General features: G+C 41.1%; 12 protein-coding genes. 2 read left to right on the forward strand and 10 right to left on the reverse strand.

What is annotated here, in order from left to right:
• The first annotated feature begins 159 nt into the window (after positions 1–159).
• Positions 160–2,229, forward strand: coding sequence for a CHAT domain-containing protein (locus FBB35_RS11070; RefSeq protein ID WP_174709672.1), 2,070 nt, complete (start codon positions 160–162; stop codon positions 2,227–2,229).
• A 427-nt stretch (positions 2,230–2,656) separates the two neighbouring features.
• Here FBB35_RS11070 and FBB35_RS11075 read toward each other — a convergent pair whose 3' ends face one another.
• The 6 genes from FBB35_RS11075 to FBB35_RS11100 all read right to left on the reverse strand — a co-directional run bounded on the left by FBB35_RS11075 (position 2,657) and on the right by FBB35_RS11100 (position 15,108).
• Positions 2,657–3,001 carry a DUF1815 family protein gene (locus FBB35_RS11075; protein ID WP_094330768.1) on the reverse strand — a complete coding sequence of 115 codons (345 nt, stop codon included), beginning with the start codon at positions 2,999–3,001 and terminating at the stop codon, positions 2,657–2,659.
• Positions 3,002–3,909: 908 nt separating this feature from the next.
• A complete protein-coding gene (locus FBB35_RS11080; RefSeq protein WP_174709673.1) occupies positions 3,910–9,651 on the reverse strand; it encodes a response regulator in 5,742 nt (1,913 codons plus the stop codon).
• Between the two features lie 189 nt (positions 9,652–9,840).
• A complete protein-coding gene (locus FBB35_RS11085; RefSeq protein ID WP_254625910.1) occupies positions 9,841–12,792 on the reverse strand; it encodes a methyl-accepting chemotaxis protein in 2,952 nt (983 codons plus the stop codon).
• On the reverse strand, positions 12,789–13,319 hold the full coding sequence (locus tag FBB35_RS11090; protein ID WP_012412196.1) for a chemotaxis protein CheW: 531 nt from the start codon (positions 13,317–13,319) through the stop codon (positions 12,789–12,791). The genes FBB35_RS11085 and FBB35_RS11090 overlap by 4 nt, the downstream gene beginning before the upstream one ends.
• Positions 13,320–13,332: 13 nt before the next feature.
• Positions 13,333–13,698, reverse strand: a complete 366-nt coding sequence (locus FBB35_RS11095) for a response regulator transcription factor (protein WP_012412195.1) — start codon at positions 13,696–13,698, stop codon at positions 13,333–13,335.
• 213 nt (positions 13,699–13,911) lie between these two features.
• On the reverse strand, positions 13,912–15,108 hold the full coding sequence (locus FBB35_RS11100; protein WP_174709674.1) for a response regulator: 1,197 nt from the start codon (positions 15,106–15,108) through the stop codon (positions 13,912–13,914).
• Positions 15,109–15,515: 407 nt separating this feature from the next.
• Here FBB35_RS11100 and hmpF point away from each other — a divergent pair, with 407 nt between their 5' ends.
• The gene (gene hmpF / locus FBB35_RS11105; protein ID WP_174709675.1) at positions 15,516–17,276 is read left to right on the forward strand and encodes a pilus motility taxis protein HmpF; all 1,761 of its coding nucleotides are present in this window, start codon (positions 15,516–15,518) and stop codon (positions 17,274–17,276) included.
• Positions 17,277–17,333: 57 nt separating this feature from the next.
• Here hmpF and tilS read toward each other — a convergent pair whose 3' ends face one another.
• The 4 genes from tilS to FBB35_RS11125 all read right to left on the reverse strand — a co-directional run bounded on the left by tilS (position 17,334) and on the right by FBB35_RS11125 (position 19,818).
• Entirely contained in the window at positions 17,334–18,329 is a 996-nt protein-coding gene (gene tilS / locus FBB35_RS11110; protein WP_174709676.1) for a tRNA lysidine(34) synthetase TilS, read from the reverse strand.
• A 75-nt stretch (positions 18,330–18,404) separates the two neighbouring features.
• Positions 18,405–18,758, reverse strand: coding sequence for a KGK domain-containing protein (locus FBB35_RS11115; protein ID WP_174709677.1), 354 nt, complete (start codon positions 18,756–18,758; stop codon positions 18,405–18,407).
• A gap of 60 nt (positions 18,759–18,818) precedes the next feature.
• Complete coding sequence (locus tag FBB35_RS11120; RefSeq protein WP_174709678.1) at positions 18,819–19,439, reverse strand: Uma2 family endonuclease; 621 nt, start codon at positions 19,437–19,439, stop codon at positions 18,819–18,821.
• Between the two features lie 70 nt (positions 19,440–19,509).
• Positions 19,510–19,818: a KGK domain-containing protein gene (locus tag FBB35_RS11125; protein WP_174709679.1), complete on the reverse strand. Its 309-nt coding sequence runs from the start codon at positions 19,816–19,818 to the stop codon at positions 19,510–19,512.
• Between the last annotated feature and the right edge of the window lie 122 nt (positions 19,819–19,940).

Here is a 19,940-nt window from a genome sequence, read left to right on the forward strand (position 1 = left end):
CTTTTCTAAGCACCTAGAAATTTTTCAAATATGGAATAGCGTCAAGTGCCCCGCCCACTCTTGGCATGGGGGTTTTACACACGATCTATAAAAATTCATTGCATTCCATAACTTAATTGATTTAATATTTACACTTCCGAGTATGGGGGGTGTTTTGTTATGCAGCCTAATCTCCGGTATGTTAGTCTTATTACTTTAACTATACTTAGTTTACTCGGTTTTGGGATGGTATACCCAGACAATAACCAGGTAGGCACAAATACAAGGTTGAGATACAACTCTGGAGAAAAAGCTCAAGCTTTACCCCAGAATAATCAGCTTTTAGAAATTGAAAGGCTCAATGAAGAAGCTATCAAAGAATCTCGGCAAGGTCAATCGCAAGAAGCGTTGCAGAGATTACAACAAGCACTAGCCATTACTAGAGAACGTGGAGAGCGCTCTTGGGAAGCGGTAACATTCAATAACATCGGCAGAATCTACCAAAGTCAAAGAAAGTATCCTGAAGCACTTCAATCCTATCAGCAAGCTCTATTAATTAATAGAGAACTTGGGGATCTCGTTCGACTTGGCAAAACCTACAGTAACATAGGTTACTTATTTGATATTCAAAATCAACCAGAGTTAGCAATTTTTTTCTACAAGCATTGCTTAATTAATCGTGAAAAAGCTCGCTTGAATCCATCAGCACTGAGTGCGCCACAACAAAATGCTTACAGCATAACTGTTAGCCAGACATATCGTATTTTGGGTGAACGATTGCTCAAACAAGAGCGTATTGCTGAAGCACAAAGGACGATGGATTTACTCAAAGTTGAAGAACTAGAAGAATATCTCCAGACTGTGCCAGGTAATCAACGTACTGCCAAAGGTATTAATATAGCGGCAACAGAAAAACCAATTAAACAAAAGTTGGATCAAACCCTTGATAATGCTGTTGTACTGGGTAAAGAACTAACAACACTACGGAAAATTTCTCCCAAAGAGCGATCGCTCGAACAGAAACAACGCATCGAGAAATTAGTATTAAATCAACAGCAACTTTTGGATAAATTTAACGAATTTATCAATAGTCCTTCAGTGAAAGCACAGATAGAGCAAATTAGCCGTACAGCTAGGCGGCAAAATTTGGATTTGGAGAATCTCAACGAACTTCGGGATAATTTGGCGAGATTGCCTCAAAAATCTGCAATCCTCTATCCACTGATTTTAAAAGATAGCTTGGAATTGGTATTAGTCACTCCTGAATCTCCACCAATTCATCGCACCGTTGCTGTAAAACGCGAAAACCTCCATCAAACAATTGCTACTTTCCGCCAAGCTTTAATCAATCCCAGCCGGAATATCAAAGCACCTGCACGCCAATTATATGACTGGCTAATTAAACCTATAGAAAAAGACCTGAAGCAATCAGATACACAAACTCTGATTTATGCTCCAGATGAGCAGTTACGCTATATTCCTTTAACTGCTTTATATGATGGCAAACAATGGCTAGTGCAGCGTTTGGGTGTCAATCACATTACATCTGCCAGTCTGACTAACTTAAATACCCCACAAGAATCTACTTTGCGGGTTTTAGCTGGTGCTTTTACTAAGGGTAATTATCAAATTAAAGTTGGGAATCGACAGGTTGCTTTTGCTGGTTTGCCCTTTGCAACGCAGGAAGTGGAAAACTTAGCTGCTACGATTCCTGAAACTACGAAGCTTTTAGACGAAGCTTTTAGCCCTAAAGTTGCTGTACCCCAAATGGATGATTATACAATTGTCCATTTAGCGACTCATGCAGCCTTTGTGGTGGGTAAACCAGAAGATTCGTTTATTTTATTTGGGAATGGCGATCGCGTTAACTTGAGAAATGTTGCCACTTGGTCGCTCCCCCATGTAGATTTGGTAGTTTTAAGCGCCTGTGAAACCGGCTTAGGAGGCAAGTTAGGTAACGGTGAGGAAATTTTGGGCTTTGGCTATCAGATGCAACAAACTGGCGCAAGAGCCGCGATCGCCTCGTTGTGGTCTGTAGATGATGGTGGTACGCAAGCGCTCATGAGTGCTTTTTATGGTATACTCACCACTGATAAGTTTACTAAAGCTGAAACCTTACGACAAGCTCAAGTCTCATTAATTACTGGAGACTGGAAAATAAGAAGCCACAATGTACCCGTGGCAGCAGTTAGTAATTTTAGTCACCCGTACTACTGGGCATCCTTTATTTTAATTGGCAATGGACTTTAGGTGTTGATCGTTTCCCATCTCTGTCAAAGGATGCCTTGTTCAACTTTGTGGCTGATTGCCACCAAGAAAATTCATTAAAAATTCATAATTCATGACTTATAATTCATAATTTCTTTATGTTAACAGGTTTTAACTCAAGCATAATTATGTTGGTTGCTTGATACTTGCAATTTTTCTTAACCTATTTTTTAGTTAGAAATTAAGAATTACTAATTATTATGCTGATTCTGATTAACAGTGCATTTTAACTTTTAGCTAAAAGCTCAAAATCAGGCTCGTGAGGTTTTAGCAGATAGAAAAAATAGGCGATGGGCTACGAGCCAATCACTTGATGGTAATGGAGAACAGACTAAGAGCGATCGCTAACTAAGCCACCATTACCAATTACCGATAATCGATTTCTAATTTGCGATCGACCTTTGGAACCTTAATATTTCTTGGCAAGAATTTTAGAACCTGTATCGGTTTGCATAGATTGCTTGACAAGATCGGCTAGTTCGTCCAGTTGGCTAATTGCCTCTGCGCCTTCTAGCTTCATTAATTCGCGGTCATCCCGCATTTCCGTCCAAGTAATCCCGTAATCGGACACCAGAAACCGAATTAGGTGGTTATCACCCAAGCTAACCATAAATGATGCACTATTCATTTGGTCGCCGCAGGTGTAACAGGACGCAGGATACCCGCGCCGCTCTAATACAACCGCCAAGGCTTGCAGGTTCATTACCAAGTCTTGGACGAATTGCCGATGTTGATGTGCTAGTCTCAGAAACACTTTTGTCCTCCAGACACCACAGTCATTTGAGTTTCTTTTATATTTTCTTTAGATTTTCTCATCCACTGGTATTGTAAACTATTCACTACAATTACCAGACAGATAATATTGAGTCGTTAATTGACTACCTTGTTTAGGGTAGTAGATCAGGGTTTTGAGCGCCGTATCAAACTATTCAGTTTGCAAATTAAAAATCTCGGACAGAATTTCTAAATTTAACTATATCTTTATACACTTCTGTCAGGGCAGATTCTTACATGAAGTATTCCGCTTTAAGAGTAACTTAAATCTAGCACTAGTCAAGTACAGAAAAGCTTCATCTTTAGTTTTTACTGATGATGTACAGCTAATTTCACTGTTATTTAAGGCTATAACGTAGTTTTGCATCGTTATAGCGTCTCTTACTTAGATGTTTAATCTGTTCTCTTTCTAACGTAGATTTTGGTATAGACCAATAATTATGTATACCAAATTTTTTCCTCCTGTATATATAAAGTTGAGCAGATGACAGTGCAAATTTGAGATTCAGTACTACAAGCAGATTAAGTATGGGACTTTATATAAACTTCACGTAACCGAAAGATTAAGTCTGAGTGTAGAATCCAGAATGGATCAACTTAACATTGACAGTACCTAAACTCAGCAGAGCAATGTTGCCATTTAGGCAATATTTTCAGCTATTTTGGGATTATCCTCAAAAAGTGGTACGAACCAAAGTATATAAATTTGGAAAGATGATTATCTTAGTTTGGTTTTGCCACAAAAAATGTATGTATAATGTATTTCGATTATTTACTCAAACTGAGTAATTATTTTTTATTGAAAGTTGGCGTGGGCATTGGGTATTGGTAAGTATTTCCCATACCTCAAAACTCCACCCACAAGGGGATGGAGTTTTTCGTTACTAACTAAATATTACTCGTAGTGCTAACAAGTTTTTCCCCTTTTAACATTCGCGCCGCCGCTTCGAGGAGAGCTTCTTCGAGATAGGGCTTGGTAAAGTAGCCACTAGCACCGAGTTGAGCGGCAATTTGTCTGTGCTTGTCTGCACCCCGTGAGGTGAGCATAGCGATCGGTAGGTGGTTGAGATTAGAGTCTTTCTGAATGCGAGAGAGTAACTCCAGACCATCGCAACGGGGCATTTCAATGTCGCAAAATACGATATCGCAAGGCAGACCGGAGCGGAGTTTATCCCAAGCTTCTTGGCCGTCACGCGCCTGTTCTACGCGATAACCTGCTTTGTTAAATGTCAGGGATAGCAATTCTCGGACTGTAATCGAATCATCTACGATTAACACTGTCGGGTCAATCTTCGCAGGAGAGGTGTCTTCAGGAACCCCTTTCTGTTGCCAAGAATTGCCACCCATTTGTGTAGAAATCCGTCCCTGGAAGATATCAATGATTTCCAGCACATCAGCAATAGGCATAATCCGACCATCACCCAAGACTGTAGCACCAGCTACACCAATGGGCTTAGGTGCTGGCCCTTCGAATTGCTTAATTACAATTTCTTGTTCGCTTAACACCAGGTCAATCTGTAGAGCAATCAAGGTGTTTGCCGATCGCACCACGACCACAGAAACCATGTCATCATCTCGCGTACCCCCATAGACATTACCGCGACTGATTTGGCGATTGAAAGTTAAAAGCTCCTTCAAAGGTCGGAATGGCAGTACTGTATCGCGCCAAGAAATAAATGATTGTCCATTGGCATCATGCTGAATATTTTTCACTGGAATATCGAGCGTATCTTCTACACCGTCCATCGGGAAGGCGATCCTGGAGCGATCGGAAACACAGCAGAGAGCTTTACAAATACTCAGAGTCAGTGGTAGACGAATAGTGAAGGTAGTTCCCTTGCCGATCGCAGAATCGGTGTTCACTGTCCCCCGAATTTCGCTAATCTCGGAACGCACTACATCCATACCCACACCACGACCCGAAATTTCATCTGCTTGGTCTTTGATCGTAAAACCAGACTGGAATAGCAGATCGTAAACTTCCAGGCGAGACATGGCTTTTGCTTGGGCTTCTGTAATCATGCCAATCTTCACTGCCTTAGCCTTAACCTTGGCGGAATCTATGCCTGCGCCATCATCGCCTACAGAAATGATCGTTTGGTTGCCTTGGTGGAAGGCACGGATAGTAATGATTCCCACGGGTGGCTTACCAACAGCTTGTCTTTCTTCTGGCGTTTCAATACCGTGAGCGATCGCATTATTCAACATGTGAGTCAATGGATCGGTTAAATGATCCAAAATCATCTTGTCAATTAAGGTATCGCCACCTTCAATTACCAACTCCACTTGTTTGCCACACTTGATGGCGTTGTCGCGCACTCCTCGCCGCCAGCGATCGATAGTTTGGGCAAAAGGAACCATTCGCGCTCTTGTTAGCCCCTCTTGTAGCTGGGTGGTTACTTGGCGGAATTGCCTTGCTACTCGCTCAGTTTCTTCGGTGACAAAATCAATGTCGCTAGCTGACTCACGCACTCGTACAATGCGCTCAATCATTTGCTGAGAGAGTGTATGGAAGGGAGTAAAACGATCCATTTCTAACTCGCTAAAACCCCTATCAGCATTGGAATCAGACGATTGTAAGCCGGAGTCTTTCGTTTTGCGTCCAGCTAATAGAGAGGCTTCTAAAAGCGATCGCTCGTACAACTCTTGCATCCTTGCGCCCACATCCGAGAGTTGTTGTACCTGAATCAGCAAATTATCTAATGACTGCCGCAGGCGTTCATGATCTTGCTCTAAGGTATTGCGATTTACCACCAACTCACCGACTAAATTACTCATATCGTCCAGTTGCTTAACTGGAACCTTCATCGTTTCTTCAAATCTTGCAGCCCGACGAGTAGAGGGACGGGGAGGTTTGCTGGTGTTCGATTTTGCTGCTGGTGAATGGGATATTGTTTGATCCGCTTCTGCCAACAACTTCTCCAAGTCACCAAATTCATCTATAGCTGGTGATGGAACGTCATTTTTCGCCAAGACTGGTTGAGTATTGAGGGGTTGGCGTAGCCCGTCGTAAGCATTACTGTCGTTATCTGTACCGAGCAATTCTTCTAGCGCTGCAAAATCTACTTCTGGTATTGAGGTAGCTTTGAGGTTAAGCGCTACTTCCTCTCCCAGTAATGCTTCCAAGTCTGCAAAATCATCATCTGGAGCAAATACTTCAACGGTTTCTGTAGTTACAAATTCTTCAGTTGAGGCAGCAATAGCATTTTCTTCTTCCGACACTGTTATAGATTCAGATGTCTCTTCTAAATCATATAAAGCGGTTTCTACATCTTCCTGAATAACTGTTTGTGTAAAGTCATCGACATCTTGCGATGTTGCCGCACTTTCTTCTTTTACCTGGTTTTTTGCTTCTAACAGAGCAGTTCCTGTAAACAATAAATCATTTACAAAACTCAGTTCTGTATCTTCCAAATCTGTGCTTTCTGGTAATTCAAAAGCAGCTTCTGAGTTATTGTTCTCATCAGTTCCTAAAACTTCTAAGTTTGTCTGGCTTGAATCTGAAGTTTCACCAAAACTAATATCTAAAGAAGTTTCTGTAGATAGTTCATCCACAGTATTCTCTGTGGTTTCCATCTGAATATAGGTGGAATCGATATAGGTGGAATCGGTAACTACATCTTCAAACAACAGTTGTGGATTTTCATCGAAAGAGCCGAACAATTTATCTGGCTGTGCTTGGTCAGAATCTAACGTTTCTGTCAGAGATAGTTCATCCACAGTATTCTCTGTGGTTTCCATCTGAATATAGCTGGAATCTGTAACTGCATCTTCAAACAACAGTTGTGGATTTTCATCGAAAGAGCCGAACAATTTATCTGTCTGTGCTTGGTCAGAATCTAACGTTTCTGTCAGAGATAGTTCATCCACAGTATTCTCTGTGGTTTCCATCTGAATATAGGTGGAATCGGTAACTGCATCTTCAAACAGCAGTTGTGGATTTTCATTGAAAGAGCCGAACAAATTATCTGGCTGTGCTTGGTCAGAATCTAACGTTTCTGTCAGAGATAGTTCATCCACAGTATTCTCTGTGGTTTCCCTCTGAATATAGCTGGAATCTGTAACTGCATCTTCAAACAACAGTTGTGGATTTTCATCGAAAGAGCCAAATGAATCAATTTCCAGATCGACAGCAGATATTTCTGGGGGCTGATGAGTAAATTCTGGAGCAAAATCTAAAGCTTCTGGTTGTTGCGGCCTGAGAATTTCTTCCCTTGGATGCTGCACGAACAAAGACGTTTCCGGCGTGGACGTATCGCTGATTACCGGGAAAATAGTTGAGTCACTCGGTGCTAACTCATCAAATAAATCATCTCCAGAATCTGATGAGAATATCAAATCTAGCTGTTCTTCGTGCTGGAAATTGATATCCAATTCTTCAAAGCCAAAACTGGCTATAGGAGGAGGTATAGGTTGCTGACTGTCGGCAAAAATATCATCAGTCGTAGCAAACAAACTCTCTTCTAACGCCCTTTCTACATTCTGATCAATTAAGGAATTGAATTCGTCCTGTTCCTCTGTACTTTCCTGATTCCAGAAGCTAGTCAGATCGTTTTCTGATTGAGAAAATTCAGGTGTTGTTACCGTAGATATATCAAATAAATCACCAATTTCTGGTTCGCTTGTAGGCAGTAGTATCTCTTCTTCCATTTCAGCAAACAGATTGTCCGAAGACAAGCCTGTTTCCTGGGATAATTCTATATAGTCATTAGGGGTAATTGCTTCTACCCAATTTGCATTTCTATTTTCTGAGAATAAGTTATCAAAACTGTTTGGTTGGTTTGTCGATAGTTCCACACTGGCGAATGTCTCAGTTTCTGGTTGAGTTACTTCGCCTGTAGGCAATATTTTTGTATTATCATCTAGTGCCAGCGTCAATAAATCTTCAACTATATCATTTTTGTTAACACTAGTAGTTTGGTTTGTCTCACTAGAAATATCAATAAATTCTTGTAAATCTGTGGAAGAAGAATCTAAATTTATATCAAGTATGTTAATATCACTCAACTCTAAAGTCGTAGCAGATATTTGTTGACTTTGCGATTCTAAAGTCTCTTTTTCTAAGAAATTGTCGCCAAACAACAGGGATAAATCTTCTGTCGTGGCTGTAGTTGCGGCTTGATCAAAGGAGAGTAAATCGGACAAATCGCTATGAGTATCTTCAGCGTCAGTGCTGCTGAAGTCAATTCCAAAATCATCGCTGTCAACAATATCTAAGGTTTCTTCTTGATGCCAACTTTCATCTAGTTCGGGAGTCTCACCTGCAAATAAATCGGCAAGGGTATTTAACTCAGCTATTCCTACCTCTGGACCATTGGGGTCAAGATTGTTACTGATTGGATGTGCTTCGTCATGTGTGGTGAAAGCAAAACTAGTGTGAGTTGCAGCGTTGAGTGGTGTCCCTTGTTGAAGATATGAGCGTTCGTCAAAGACGTTGGCGTAGCCAGACGTTCCTGGACTCGCTAACGCTGCGCGATCGCTAGTGTCCTCGTCTAGATTAAGTGCTTGAGTTGTCTGCGCTAAGTCTAACTGCTCGGTGTTACCTAATAAAATTGACTCTGACGCAATTGATGATTCTGTCAAAACCGCAGATTCATCAAACAAATCAAGAGGAACTTCTAACAACTCAATTTCTGCCAAGCTCAAAAGTGCTTCTAGTTGCTGACTAATTGCAATTTCGGCTTCTCTACCTTGCAGGACTAGTTCTTGAGCTTGCTTGATTTCGGTAATGACAATTTTAGCTAAAGTCAGATAACTATTTTCAGGATTGCCGATCGCACTGGCTGCTGCTTGACACAAACCACACCACTTGGATAAATTCCAAGTCTCACCAAGTTTGACTAACTGGTAACAGCATTGTTGAAGGTTTTGCCGAGTTGAAGGTGTTGTAGTTTGCTTAAACAGTTGCAACATTTCCCGCAGTGTTTGCAGCACTTGGGCTTGAAACTCGCCCCAATCATTATGTTCTTTAGAGGTGACTGGCGATCGCGCAGCGTTAGCGAGTCCGCGAGCGTCTCTCGCAGCGTTAACGTCTCGAACCTGCTGAGGTGCTACTGAGACAGATATTTCTGGAGATTCCTGATAGGTGTCTTCTGCCAAGCTAGGAATATCTCGCCGCAGGAAAAGTTCTGTAAGTGTGGAGACATTCTCTACAGAGGTTGTGTGTAGTTCTGTTGCGTCAGAATTGCTAGATACCCCACTTTTTCCTTGTTGGACAAGTAGTTCTAGATGTTCATACAGCCATTGAAAGACTGGCTCCGTTTCTGACATCAAAGTATTCGCTGCATCTTCAGAAAGACCGTAAGGCCCGCTCAAATGCTCTAACAGCGATTTCAGGGTATCAGATACACCAAGAAATAAAGACTCTAACTTTTGGTCAATCTGAACCGGATTATCTTTAAGAACTTTAAAACAATCTTCCAGACGGTGGGAGGTATGCTGGATGCTAGTTAATCCAAGCATCGCCGCTCCTCCTTTGATGGAGTGAGCTGCCCGGAAGACTTCACTGATCATTTCCGGGTCGTTCAGGGTACCTTCTAAATTCAGTAGCCCCTGCTCAATGGTATTCAGGTGATCCCTGGCTTCTTCGATAAAGTAACCCAAAATCCGCTGTTGTTGTTCCGGCAGCATAGCAAAAGTTATGAGTTATGAGTTGTTAGTTGTTAGTTGTGAGTTATGAGTTATGAGTTGTGAGTTATGAATTATGAGTTATGAGTTGTAATTTTTATTGCTAACTTTTTACTCCTAACTCCTAACTTTATTTCAAGTAGTGAGTTGTGATTTTTAGTTCTAACTCCTCACTCCTAACTCCTAACTTTTTTATCTGGTTTCCATCGTTTCCACTCGGAAACGTTCAACGGAGGCGATCAAGTCACGGGATACACCTACTAAGTGTTGTAGAGCACCTGAAACTCGCTGTGCTTCCTGAGAAGTTTCTTGTGCAGTTAGTTCTACTGATTGCATTACGTGAGCGACAGCCCGGGAGGTTTCAGTCTGTTCCACAGTGTCGCTAGTAATAGATCGCACAAGAATATCAATACGATTCGCCACTTGAATAATATTTTCGAGCGATCGCTTGGCTTCTTCTGCCAATTTTGTCCCTTTAATTACTTGTTGTGTGCCTTCTTCCATCGCGGTCATTACAGAACCTGTTTCGCTTTGGATTTGCATCACAATTTGTTCAATTTCCTTAAGGGATTTGGCAGATTTATCTGCTAACTGGCGCACTTCGTCTGCTACGATCGCAAACCCGCGTCCAGCTTCTCCCGCTCTTGCCGCCTCAATACTAGCATTGAGTGCTAACAAGTTCGTTCTGGAAGCAATCTGCGAAATCAACGCCACAATTTTAGAAATTTCTTGAGAAGATTCCGCCAAACGCTTCACTTTGCGAGTGGTTTCGGCAACGGTTTCTCGAATTTCTAAAATACCTGCGACGGTATTTTCTACCGCTTCACCACCTTGGAGAGCGATCGTACTAGCATCACGAGCAACGGTTTCAGCTTCCCGCGCCGCCTCTGCGACTCGCTGAATCGAGTCGGTCATTACCTGTACAGAATTCAGCGTTACTGCTAACTCTTCTGCTTGACGCAAAGCATCACTAGATAAGGCTCTAGCAAAGGTTTCAGAGTTGGTTGCACCTTTTGTTACATCCTTTGCTGCCACTTTTACCTGTTGCACAATATCTCGCAGGTTTTGAATTGTCAGGTTAAAAGCGTCGGCTACGGCTCCTAGTACGTCGGCTGTCACTTCAGCTTGGACTGTTAAATCACCTCTAGCAGCTCCTTCCACATCATCCAAAAGGCGAATCACCTGACGTTGCAGGTTTTCCTTGGCTTCCTCTTGTTCATCGGCTTTCCGTTGGGCTTCACTTGTCGTTGTGAAAATTACCCGCGCCATTTCATTAAAGCCAGTGGATAAATGCCCCAATTCATCTTCAGAAAACACTGTGGCTTGAGCATTCAAATTTCCTTGGCGTACAGCTTCAAACTGAGCTTGCAGATCATTGGTTGTGCGCCGAATTTGTTTGAGTGCAAGATTTCCCATGAAGCCTGTGGTGGCAAAACCGGCAATCCCGGCTGCTAGGGACATTGCCCAACCTGTGTTTCGTACTGATTCACGTTGTTGGGCTGGCGAAAATGTGGTGGCGACAAAGCTAACTGTGGCTACAACTAGCGCTGAGACAATGCCCACACTTCCAGCAATCAACCATTGTTTCCGTTCTATAGAAGCATTTTCTAATGGTGCTAACCAGCCTTGCTCGACGCTAACGTTGGGTTCTAGTTTCGAGACATCTGTTTGGCTAAAGACTGGAACTCCTTCATGGGAACCAGTCATCGAAAATAGTTCCTCTTCGCGATCGGCTGGATTGCTTCCAGAAGTATCCGTGCTTTGAGAGCGTATGCTGCCACTAGTTTCTGCTGGGGCAGAATACATTGCTGCATCACCGAAGTTAGAATCTTGTTCGATCAGGTCAAACCCTGGAATGTTTCCTAAATCGTCAAATTCTTCAAAGTCATCTAAAAAGTCAATATTGCTCTTAGAATTTTCTCCATTCAATATAGTGCTTGAGTCTTCATAAGAACTTAAACCATCTGAGCCAAAGGCAGACTCAAATGCTTCCATATCAAAATTTTCATCATCAAAGCTATTTTTGCTGATGATTTCATTTGATTTCATCTGCTTTTCTTTCAGAGGAATATCGCTCTTGAAAGATGAATAATTATCAGATGATTCTGGTTGAAACTCTTGCTCTGCTTCTAAATCTTCTGACTTCAACCAATCATGTGCTTCGGTTTCAGGCAAATCATATCTACTATTGTTATTTGTAGTTATTGAACTATTTATAGGTTCTTCTTCAACAACAATAAGTAAAGTCTCGTCTCCAAAATTAGATTTATTATATTCTAAATTCCCAATCTTAGGCTCTGAAGACTTTGGCTCACTCAACAAATCAGAGAAATTATTTTCGCTACTACTAGTTGGTGAATTAAAAGATGAATAGCTATTATTGTCAATAGCTGAATTTTCATGATCGAGATTTATCTCATTCTCTGAAAACTGACTATTTACTAATGATTCTTCATGACTATCTTCGGAAATATCTTCCTGCCAAAAAGCAGGCAAATCTAATTCTGTTTTTTCCTCATAACTACTAATATTTAAATTCTGTTCCTCTGATTCTTCATCCAAAGCAAAAGGGTCGTCACCAAAAGCTATAGAAGAATCTGAGATTTTTCCTATTCCAATACTATCTTCTGTGGGGATGTCAAATGGACTATTTGAAGATAGTTCTGTAACCCCATCCACAGTTTCTTGATGCTCTCCAAAAAAGTTCAAATCAAGGTTATTACTGTCAAACTCCTCACTTGCGCCCAAATCTTCTAATTCTGGTTCGCTATATGCCAGTGGATCGGACATCTCTGAGGAATTTATCTGCTCTTGACTTCCTGATGTATCAATCTGTCCACCGAATGACTGTAAATATTGATTGATATTCTCAATTCCATTATTGGCAAAACCAATAATTTCTTGTTCGTTCGTCAAGCTTAATACCTGTTGATATTCTTCTTTTGCGACATCGTACTGTTGCAAAACATAGTAGATGTGACCCCTTAACAAATGAGTGTTGGGGTCATTTGGTAGATTTTGAACCACTTGATCAACTAAAGTGGCGGCAACCTCATAATTCCTTTGAACATAGGCGGTCATCGCCTGTTGATATGTTGGTTCGTAATTATCAATACTTGATGCCATTTCCTCCTCCAATTTCATCCTGCCCACCTAGCACTCCGTACAATTGCCATTTGATCGAGCAGTCGTAGACACTGATTGTTTTTAGCACTTAGTAACCACTCTCCACGTAAAAAGGGAACCATAGTATCTGGAACACTAGTTGGTGGCATAAGATTCTGGACATCCAACCAGTCCATACCACCGATTTCCTCTACTGCTAAACCCACTATTGTGTCTTGCTCTTCGATGGCAATCACCGAAATTTCTGCTCTATCCGTGTTTAATGCACTTGCTTCCCCCAGAAATTGACCCAAATCAGCCACCCAAATAACTCGACCTCGTAAATTTAGAGTACCCAAAAGTAAAGGAGAAGCATTAGGAATCGGGGTGATTCTATCAGGACTTAGTTCAATTACCTCCCGAATGCCAGTTGCTTGTAGTGCAAACTCCTGATGCGAGGGAATGTAAAATCTCAAATGTAACTCACCTTCAGGACTTTCCACTTGTAATTCTGGTCGGAAGTGGTCTTGACCGCTACCACTTAAAAAGTCCGGTTTGCTGACCATATTGCTTTTATCCTTATCCTCGCAGCAGTTGTTTGACTGTTCCTACCAACTCGGTTGGTTGAAACGGTTTGGCTATGTAGGCATCTGCACCCTGCTTCATACCCCAGTAACGATCAAATTCTTCGCCTTTGGAAGAACACATCACCACAGGGACATTTTGGGTTTTTGGATCGGATTTTAACCGCCGACAAACTTCGTAACCGTTCATTCGGGGCATGACAATATCTAATACCACTAAATCGGGAGGTGCTACTTGAATTGCTTCCAATGCTTCTAATCCATCGCTGGCATGGGTAACTGTTAGGCCAGTTGCTTTCAGGAGGTCTGTAATCATCTCCCTTTGCGCGATACTGTCTTCCACAATCAGAACTGTACTCATAAATGTCTATTTACCTCCTGATGTAGACGTTCCTATTTGGAACATTCCCTGATTCCTCCGCAATTATTAACTGTATAAATTAATTGTATCTTCTCAGTATTTTACTGGATATTGAGGTTTCACTGAGTTAGCTGACTCTGTGATAACATCTTTTAACTGATCTTTTAGTAGATCAACAAGTTATGTTTTCCCCCAGCCCTTACTCTCTATTCCCTACTCCCCATTTTCATAGAATTCTATTTTGAGATATTTCTCTACAATCATGAGTAATTCAGTGTCTGTAAATGGTTTTGTTAAATAATCTGTTGCCCCGACCATACTAGCTTTGACTCGATCAATAAATCCATCTTTACCAGTAAGCATGATAATCGGTGTGAGCCGAAACGCTGTGGAATGTCGCAACATGGAGCAAACCTCGTACCCTTCCAATTCCAACATGGCTATATCGCACAAAATTAAATCCGGTTTGAGTTGAAAAACCAGACTCAGTGCTTCTAAGGGATTGGTGAGAGCGATCGCTTCATAGCCTTGTGGTTGTAAGATCGAATTTATAGTCTCACCGATGGCGATCGCATCGTCAATACATACTATCCGCCCTCTGTGTTTTCCCTTCAATTCCCAGTTGTCATTGTGGGTATCTGGTTTAGTTGTGGCTGAATATACTAGTTGTAGCCAACTCTGTTGCACATAAGGGTATATTGCCTTAGCAACTGTCAAAATATCTCGGTTGAGATAGCGAGCCAGTTGACGCAAGGATGTTTTACCATCAGCCCAATGTTGTAATTTCTCTACAGTTGCTTCTGGTAGCGATGATTGTAGCTGAACTTTGTCAGATAGCACAGGCAATTGTTCGGGAGACTGAATGTGCGGATAGAGTTCCTTCCACTCTTGCACCTGCTTCGTAATTTTTGTAACAAATGGAGCAATCTCGAAAGTGTTTAATTGTGGGGCAAGTGCCGCACCCTGATGGAAAATGAAGTTCCCTTGGTGTAAACTCAGCAGATCAAAGAGAGTTTCATGCACCAAGCCGTGAATGATACTACCAGCTATCTTGGGGTTGATAATATTCCGCTCCAAAAGTGCCCACAGATACGCATACTCTGGTGAGTCGGTTGATGGTAGAGAGGCAATCTGTTTGTCGGTGAGTCGCATCTCGACTCGATAATGACGTAAATAATCGTTAATTCTGGATAAATTACTTTCACCTTCTCGGCAATAGAGAATTTGACCATTGAGGAAAAAGACGAACCAAGACTGTTGTCTGGGGCGAAAAATATTTGCTCCCTCTCCACTCAGCTTGTTGTTATGGTGAGAGCTATGAGCTTCTACCCATAGTTGTCCAGTTCGCTGTCCCAACGCAATCAATTGCAGGATACTGCAAATATCAATTTCACTTAAATTTCCCTGCATTTACCTCAAAAGTACTCCTTGTAATGCCATTAAATATTATTTTTGAATTGTGTCCTGCAATTTTTCCATTTTTAGAGCAGGTAGTTTAAGTATTGATTATGGAGTATTGGCAAGATTTTTACCCTGTTCCTTGTTGCCATTAGGGAATAGATTCAACTATAAAGCTTAATCTTCCGTCATACACTTTGACAAAGCTAGTGTTAACACGGAAGTCATCATCACTGTCATCAGTACAAAATATAAAGGCGTGACTAACTCGCTTTTATAAGTATCAAGACGCAACTATTGTGTCTATAGTTTTGTCTGTCTTGTTTTCCTAACTTGGGTTCAGTGAGACAAGTTAACAGAATTATTTAAGGTATATCCCCAAACATGAACTTTAAGTGCATCAATAAAGGACTAACGGTGTGCTGTATTTAGCAGAAGTACAAAAACAGAAAGGTGGTTTACTTAGTGGCAGTGGCAAAACTGAACTGAAATTGCTAGCTTGTCAACGAACTGACCAGAATTGGAATACTGTGTCAGAAGAAGTAATTGCTGCTGAGGACGCAAGCAAATTAAATGATGGCGCTTTGGTACTAGTTGAACTAAATCCGAATCGTCAAGTGCAGCGAATTCAAGAAGCAGGACGGCCACTAGTCAACATTTTGCAGAATTTTTCCCGCCAATTGGAGAAATTTAAGCTCAAGGAAGATGAGATCGATCAGTGGAAACAGTCGTTAACATTTCAGGCGCAAGAGTTGAATCGCCGTGAAATGGATATGGAAGTACGCTCAGAACAGTTGCAAAATATGGAAGAGGAGTTGCAACAACTGGAGCAGCAAAAACAAGAGGTTGACACATCCCGCCAGGAAATTGAACGGCTACAAACAGAAGTTGAACGCAACCGCCTAGAATTGGAAGGCGCTTGGGAACATTTGCGGGGTGAACAGCGCCGTTTAGAGGAACGTCAAGCAGATTTTAAACAAGGGACGGTTTTGGATGAAGAGCAAAGTCGGGTAATGAGTGAGTTACTTGATCGCTTATCTAGTCGCGTAGCTCCCACTGAAACAGTCAGAGAACACCTAGATTTGGCTTTTGAATTAGTCGAAAAGCAGCAAGCAACTCTAAACCCACACTGGCAAAAACTAGAAGCAGAAAAAACTGCGATCGCACAACAGCAAGAAGAAGTCGAGCGATTGTCACAAACATTTAGTGATCGCCAAAATGCATTGCAAGAAGCACAAAATACTCTAGTCCAGCAAACAGCACAATTACAGATAAATACAGCTGACCTGACTAGCAAGCAAGAGTATGCGCGGATAATCAAGGAGCAGTTACGAAATGCGGAAGAGTTATATCAACAAATTCACTCTTTAGCTGCAACGTCTAGTGATGTAGTTCTCGGCCAGCAAGCGAATGTGGAAGCTTTGGATAAAATGTCTTTAGAAGAATTACAAAAGATAGTCCAAGACTTGCAGCATAAGCTAGAAATAGATGCTACCTTTGTTCACGATCAAGAGCAAGAACTGAAATATAAACAAGAAGCTATAGAAGAACTGCAAAATAAATTAAGCCAAGCCTCTGACCAGGATCATATCAATTTGGAACTGGAATTAACTGATGAAAAAGACCTCTATCAGATGCTAAACTCCAGTTTGGTAGGACAACGCCGCAATATGTTACAGCATCAGAAGTTTCTCAAGCAACACCAAACTGTACTGCTACGGCGACAAGGACATACTGTTGCTGAGGAAGAAGAGGGTAATAAAGTTAATTTAGAACCGGTTCTGTTACAAATTGAAACCCAGCGACAACAATATTCGCAGGAAATCCAAAAGCTGGAACATGAAATCGATCAGATCCGTTCTGGTATTGAGCTAAATCAGGGAATGATTGACAATCAAACTCACGATTTGGATGAAAAACGCCAAGAACTGAAAGCGATCGAGGAAAACTTGCTATCTATACGAAGAATAACTGCTGAATGTTGTGGTCGAGTGAATCTTTATCAAGAAGCACTACAACCAATTCAGGATTCTCTTGATGGCTTACGGCAAAAGCTGCAAGGAATTGCAGAATCTTTGGATAAATTCCAGGAAACTGGCGATCATCAAGTCCAAGCGATCGCCCAGTTGCGCCACACTCTCCAAGGTTTAATGCCTCAGCCAGAATTATTAGCGTCTTAATTAAGTTAGGAGTTAAGGGTCATGAGTTATGAATTAAAGAAAATTTTTAACTCCTAACTATTTTAAATAAATCCAGTCGCCTTCGACTTGAGCGATCGCACCACCAGGAAATGGATCGGTTTGTGAACGGTTTGGCGCTATGATTAAAGCCGTTAATTTTTCAATGTGTTCAAAACTCACTGCATCAGTGAATATTTGCTGCAATACCTGACGCATCACCCGACGTTGCAGTGCCAATGGTGCTTTCTGCAATACCTTACGATTTAACCGTAAAGGAAGAAGAGGAGTAAGAGAATCTTCTTCATGTCTGATGCCCAATGCCCGATCCCGCAACTCCTGGGCAGCCTTTTCTAAATATTCCACTTCTGCTTGCAGCAGTTCTGCTGTTTGGGCTAAGGCTGATTCTACTTGGCGGTTGAAATTATCTCGCAAATATGGTGTTAGTTCTTGGCGAATACGGTTGCGGGCATATTGCAAATCTTGATTGGTGGAATCTTCCCAAATTGGCAATTTAAACTCTTGACAAAATTGCTCTGTTTGTGAGCGAGTAATTTCTAAAAGTGGGCGCACTAGCATAATGCCTGTAGTCAGAGGGCGTTGCCAAGTCAAGGCTTGTAAACCATCAGCACCAGTACCGCGAATTAAATTGTAGAGGAGAGTTTCGGCGCGATCGCTAGCGGTGTGTCCTGTAACTATATACTGATAATTGTTTGCTTTGGCGATCGCACTTAAAGCTTGATAGCGCCAATCGCGTGCAGCAGCTTCACTATTTATAGGTTCGTTCGCTGTTTCTAAATAAAAGGATGTACCCCAAGTTTCAGCTAGGTTTTCAACATGATGAGCATTAGCTTCAGAGTCAGAACGCCAGCGATGATCGCAGTGAGCAATACCTAAATTCCATCCCCATTTGGATTGTAAATCTAAAAGTAATTTTATTAAACACAGAGAATCTTGTCCGCCGGAGACAGCGACTAATAGAGGCTGGTTGCGCTCAAATAAGTGGCGCGATCGGATGGTGCGATGTATTTTTGCGTGTAGAGGAGTCCATATCATTTTGTATTTTTTACCGCCGACGAACACAGATAATTGTCTCTCAGATCATGTGCATCGACAGTTATGATTTGGGTATTAATTTTCACCTTGGTTGAGTTGCTGGCGAAGATCGTCCAAGGGAGAGCTTTCTTGATTGATATCTAAGCGATTATTTTCCTGTTTTTCTTCAATTTCAACTTCATCAGGGCAAAATTCTAGGCGAACTCTAATTTTGCCTGTCCGCCATTGTTTACCAGGCATTAAAACAAAACATTCAAATCCTTCGTCAAATATTCTTGACCCTGATGATGTACAGTGTTTTACCCAAAATCTTTTTATTTCTTTTAAAAGCTGAAAGATTATTTGAGTGCGGGATAGATTTTCAAACGGTTCTTGATGAAAATGCACAACATCTTTTTCAGGATTTAGATGTTCCCATTCATCCTTCATAAATTTTGCTCCTGCAACTAAGTCTATAGTTCCCAAGAGAGATAAATTAATTGCAACTATTCATAGTTTTTGAATTTGACTTGCAGCTATAACTTCTTTAACCGTTAGTTCTAGTTCAGGAAAAGTAGTAGAGATAATGCGGTCACTACCCGTAAACTTTTGGATTTGATATTTACCTTTAACCAATTGATAAACAAAAACCGTGGGGAGTTTGGGATTACCGAGATAAGCCCGACTAGCAATTGCTAGATAATCCACAATCCAAAACTCAGAGATACCTAGCCTCTGATACTCATCTAATTTGTCAACGTAATCATCATCCCAGTTTGTTGAAGTAACTTCTACAGCAAGTTGAATTGGCTCAACCAGTGCCCCGTAAGCTAGAACATTGCTGTTCCATTGTGATGCACTAACTACGCTCACATCTGGATTTCTACCTCGCTCTTCTCCAGTATCAGTAAACGTTTTTATAATTACATCTTTGTCGGCAATATAATCAAGTTCCAAACGTCTAATTTCATCATTGAAGGCAAGCATTAAATATCTTGCCACATTCTTATGCGCTCTAGTTGCCTCCACTTGTATAATCTCTCCATTTAACAGTTCATAAATGCCATAACCATCAGGGTATTGCTCTAAAAACTCTTCAAAAGTTAATTTCTTAACTGGAGTCTGAACCATATTGTTCACCTGCTAAAAAATGCTTATAACTATTTGTAATTGATAATTTGATTATCAATTACAAATAATTTTATTTTTCTATTTGTTTAAGCTTTTCAAAAATCTCATCAAGTGGTGATTCCGATTCATCAGGACAAAATTCTAAAGCAAGTCTAACTTTTCCTTTTTTCCATCCCTGAGTACTAAATTGCAAAACTTCACAATTTAATCCTTGGGTATACAAATTTACTTCATCTGTTTCCTCTGCTCCAATATATTCCTTAATCGCAGTAATCAAATCACGGACTTTAAAAGTTTTAGCAATATCTAACTTATTAAAAGTGTCTGGTTCTATAGACACAACTTCATCGTGATTAAGTCTTTCAAATCCATCTTCCATAAAAATGTCCTATCACTAAATCTATATTTTCCAGTGATATAACAGTTCATCCGAAATAATTCCCAAGAGATAATAGTAAATTTAAATCTGCCCCTTTCTCCCTCTCCGTTGCTGGAGAGGGA

The organism is Nostoc sp. TCL240-02 (assembly GCF_013343235.1).
GTDB lineage: Bacteria > Cyanobacteriota > Cyanobacteriia > Cyanobacteriales > Nostocaceae > Nostoc.

Excerpts from the sequence above, each read along its gene's own strand:
- FBB35_RS11090 (WP_012412196.1), bottom strand. The coding sequence starts at position 13,319 with ATGGTCAGCAAACCGGACTTTTTAAGTGGTAGCGGTCAAGACCACTTC.
- tilS (WP_174709676.1), bottom strand. The coding sequence starts at position 18,329 with ATGATATGGACTCCTCTACACGCAAAAATACATCGCACCATCCGATCG.
- FBB35_RS11120 (WP_174709678.1), bottom strand. The coding sequence starts at position 19,439 with ATGGTTCAGACTCCAGTTAAGAAATTAACTTTTGAAGAGTTTTTAGAG.
- FBB35_RS11125 (WP_174709679.1), bottom strand. The coding sequence starts at position 19,818 with ATGGAAGATGGATTTGAAAGACTTAATCACGATGAAGTTGTGTCTATA.
- FBB35_RS11115 (WP_174709677.1), bottom strand. The coding sequence starts at position 18,758 with ATGAAGGATGAATGGGAACATCTAAATCCTGAAAAAGATGTTGTGCAT.
- FBB35_RS11095 (WP_012412195.1), bottom strand. The coding sequence starts at position 13,698 with ATGAGTACAGTTCTGATTGTGGAAGACAGTATCGCGCAAAGGGAGATG.
- FBB35_RS11070 (WP_174709672.1), top strand. The coding sequence starts at position 160 with ATGCAGCCTAATCTCCGGTATGTTAGTCTTATTACTTTAACTATACTT.
- FBB35_RS11085 (WP_254625910.1), bottom strand. The coding sequence starts at position 12,792 with ATGAAATTGGAGGAGGAAATGGCATCAAGTATTGATAATTACGAACCA.
- FBB35_RS11100 (WP_174709674.1), bottom strand. The coding sequence starts at position 15,108 with ATGCAGGGAAATTTAAGTGAAATTGATATTTGCAGTATCCTGCAATTG.
- FBB35_RS11080 (WP_174709673.1), bottom strand. The coding sequence starts at position 9,651 with ATGCTGCCGGAACAACAACAGCGGATTTTGGGTTACTTTATCGAAGAA.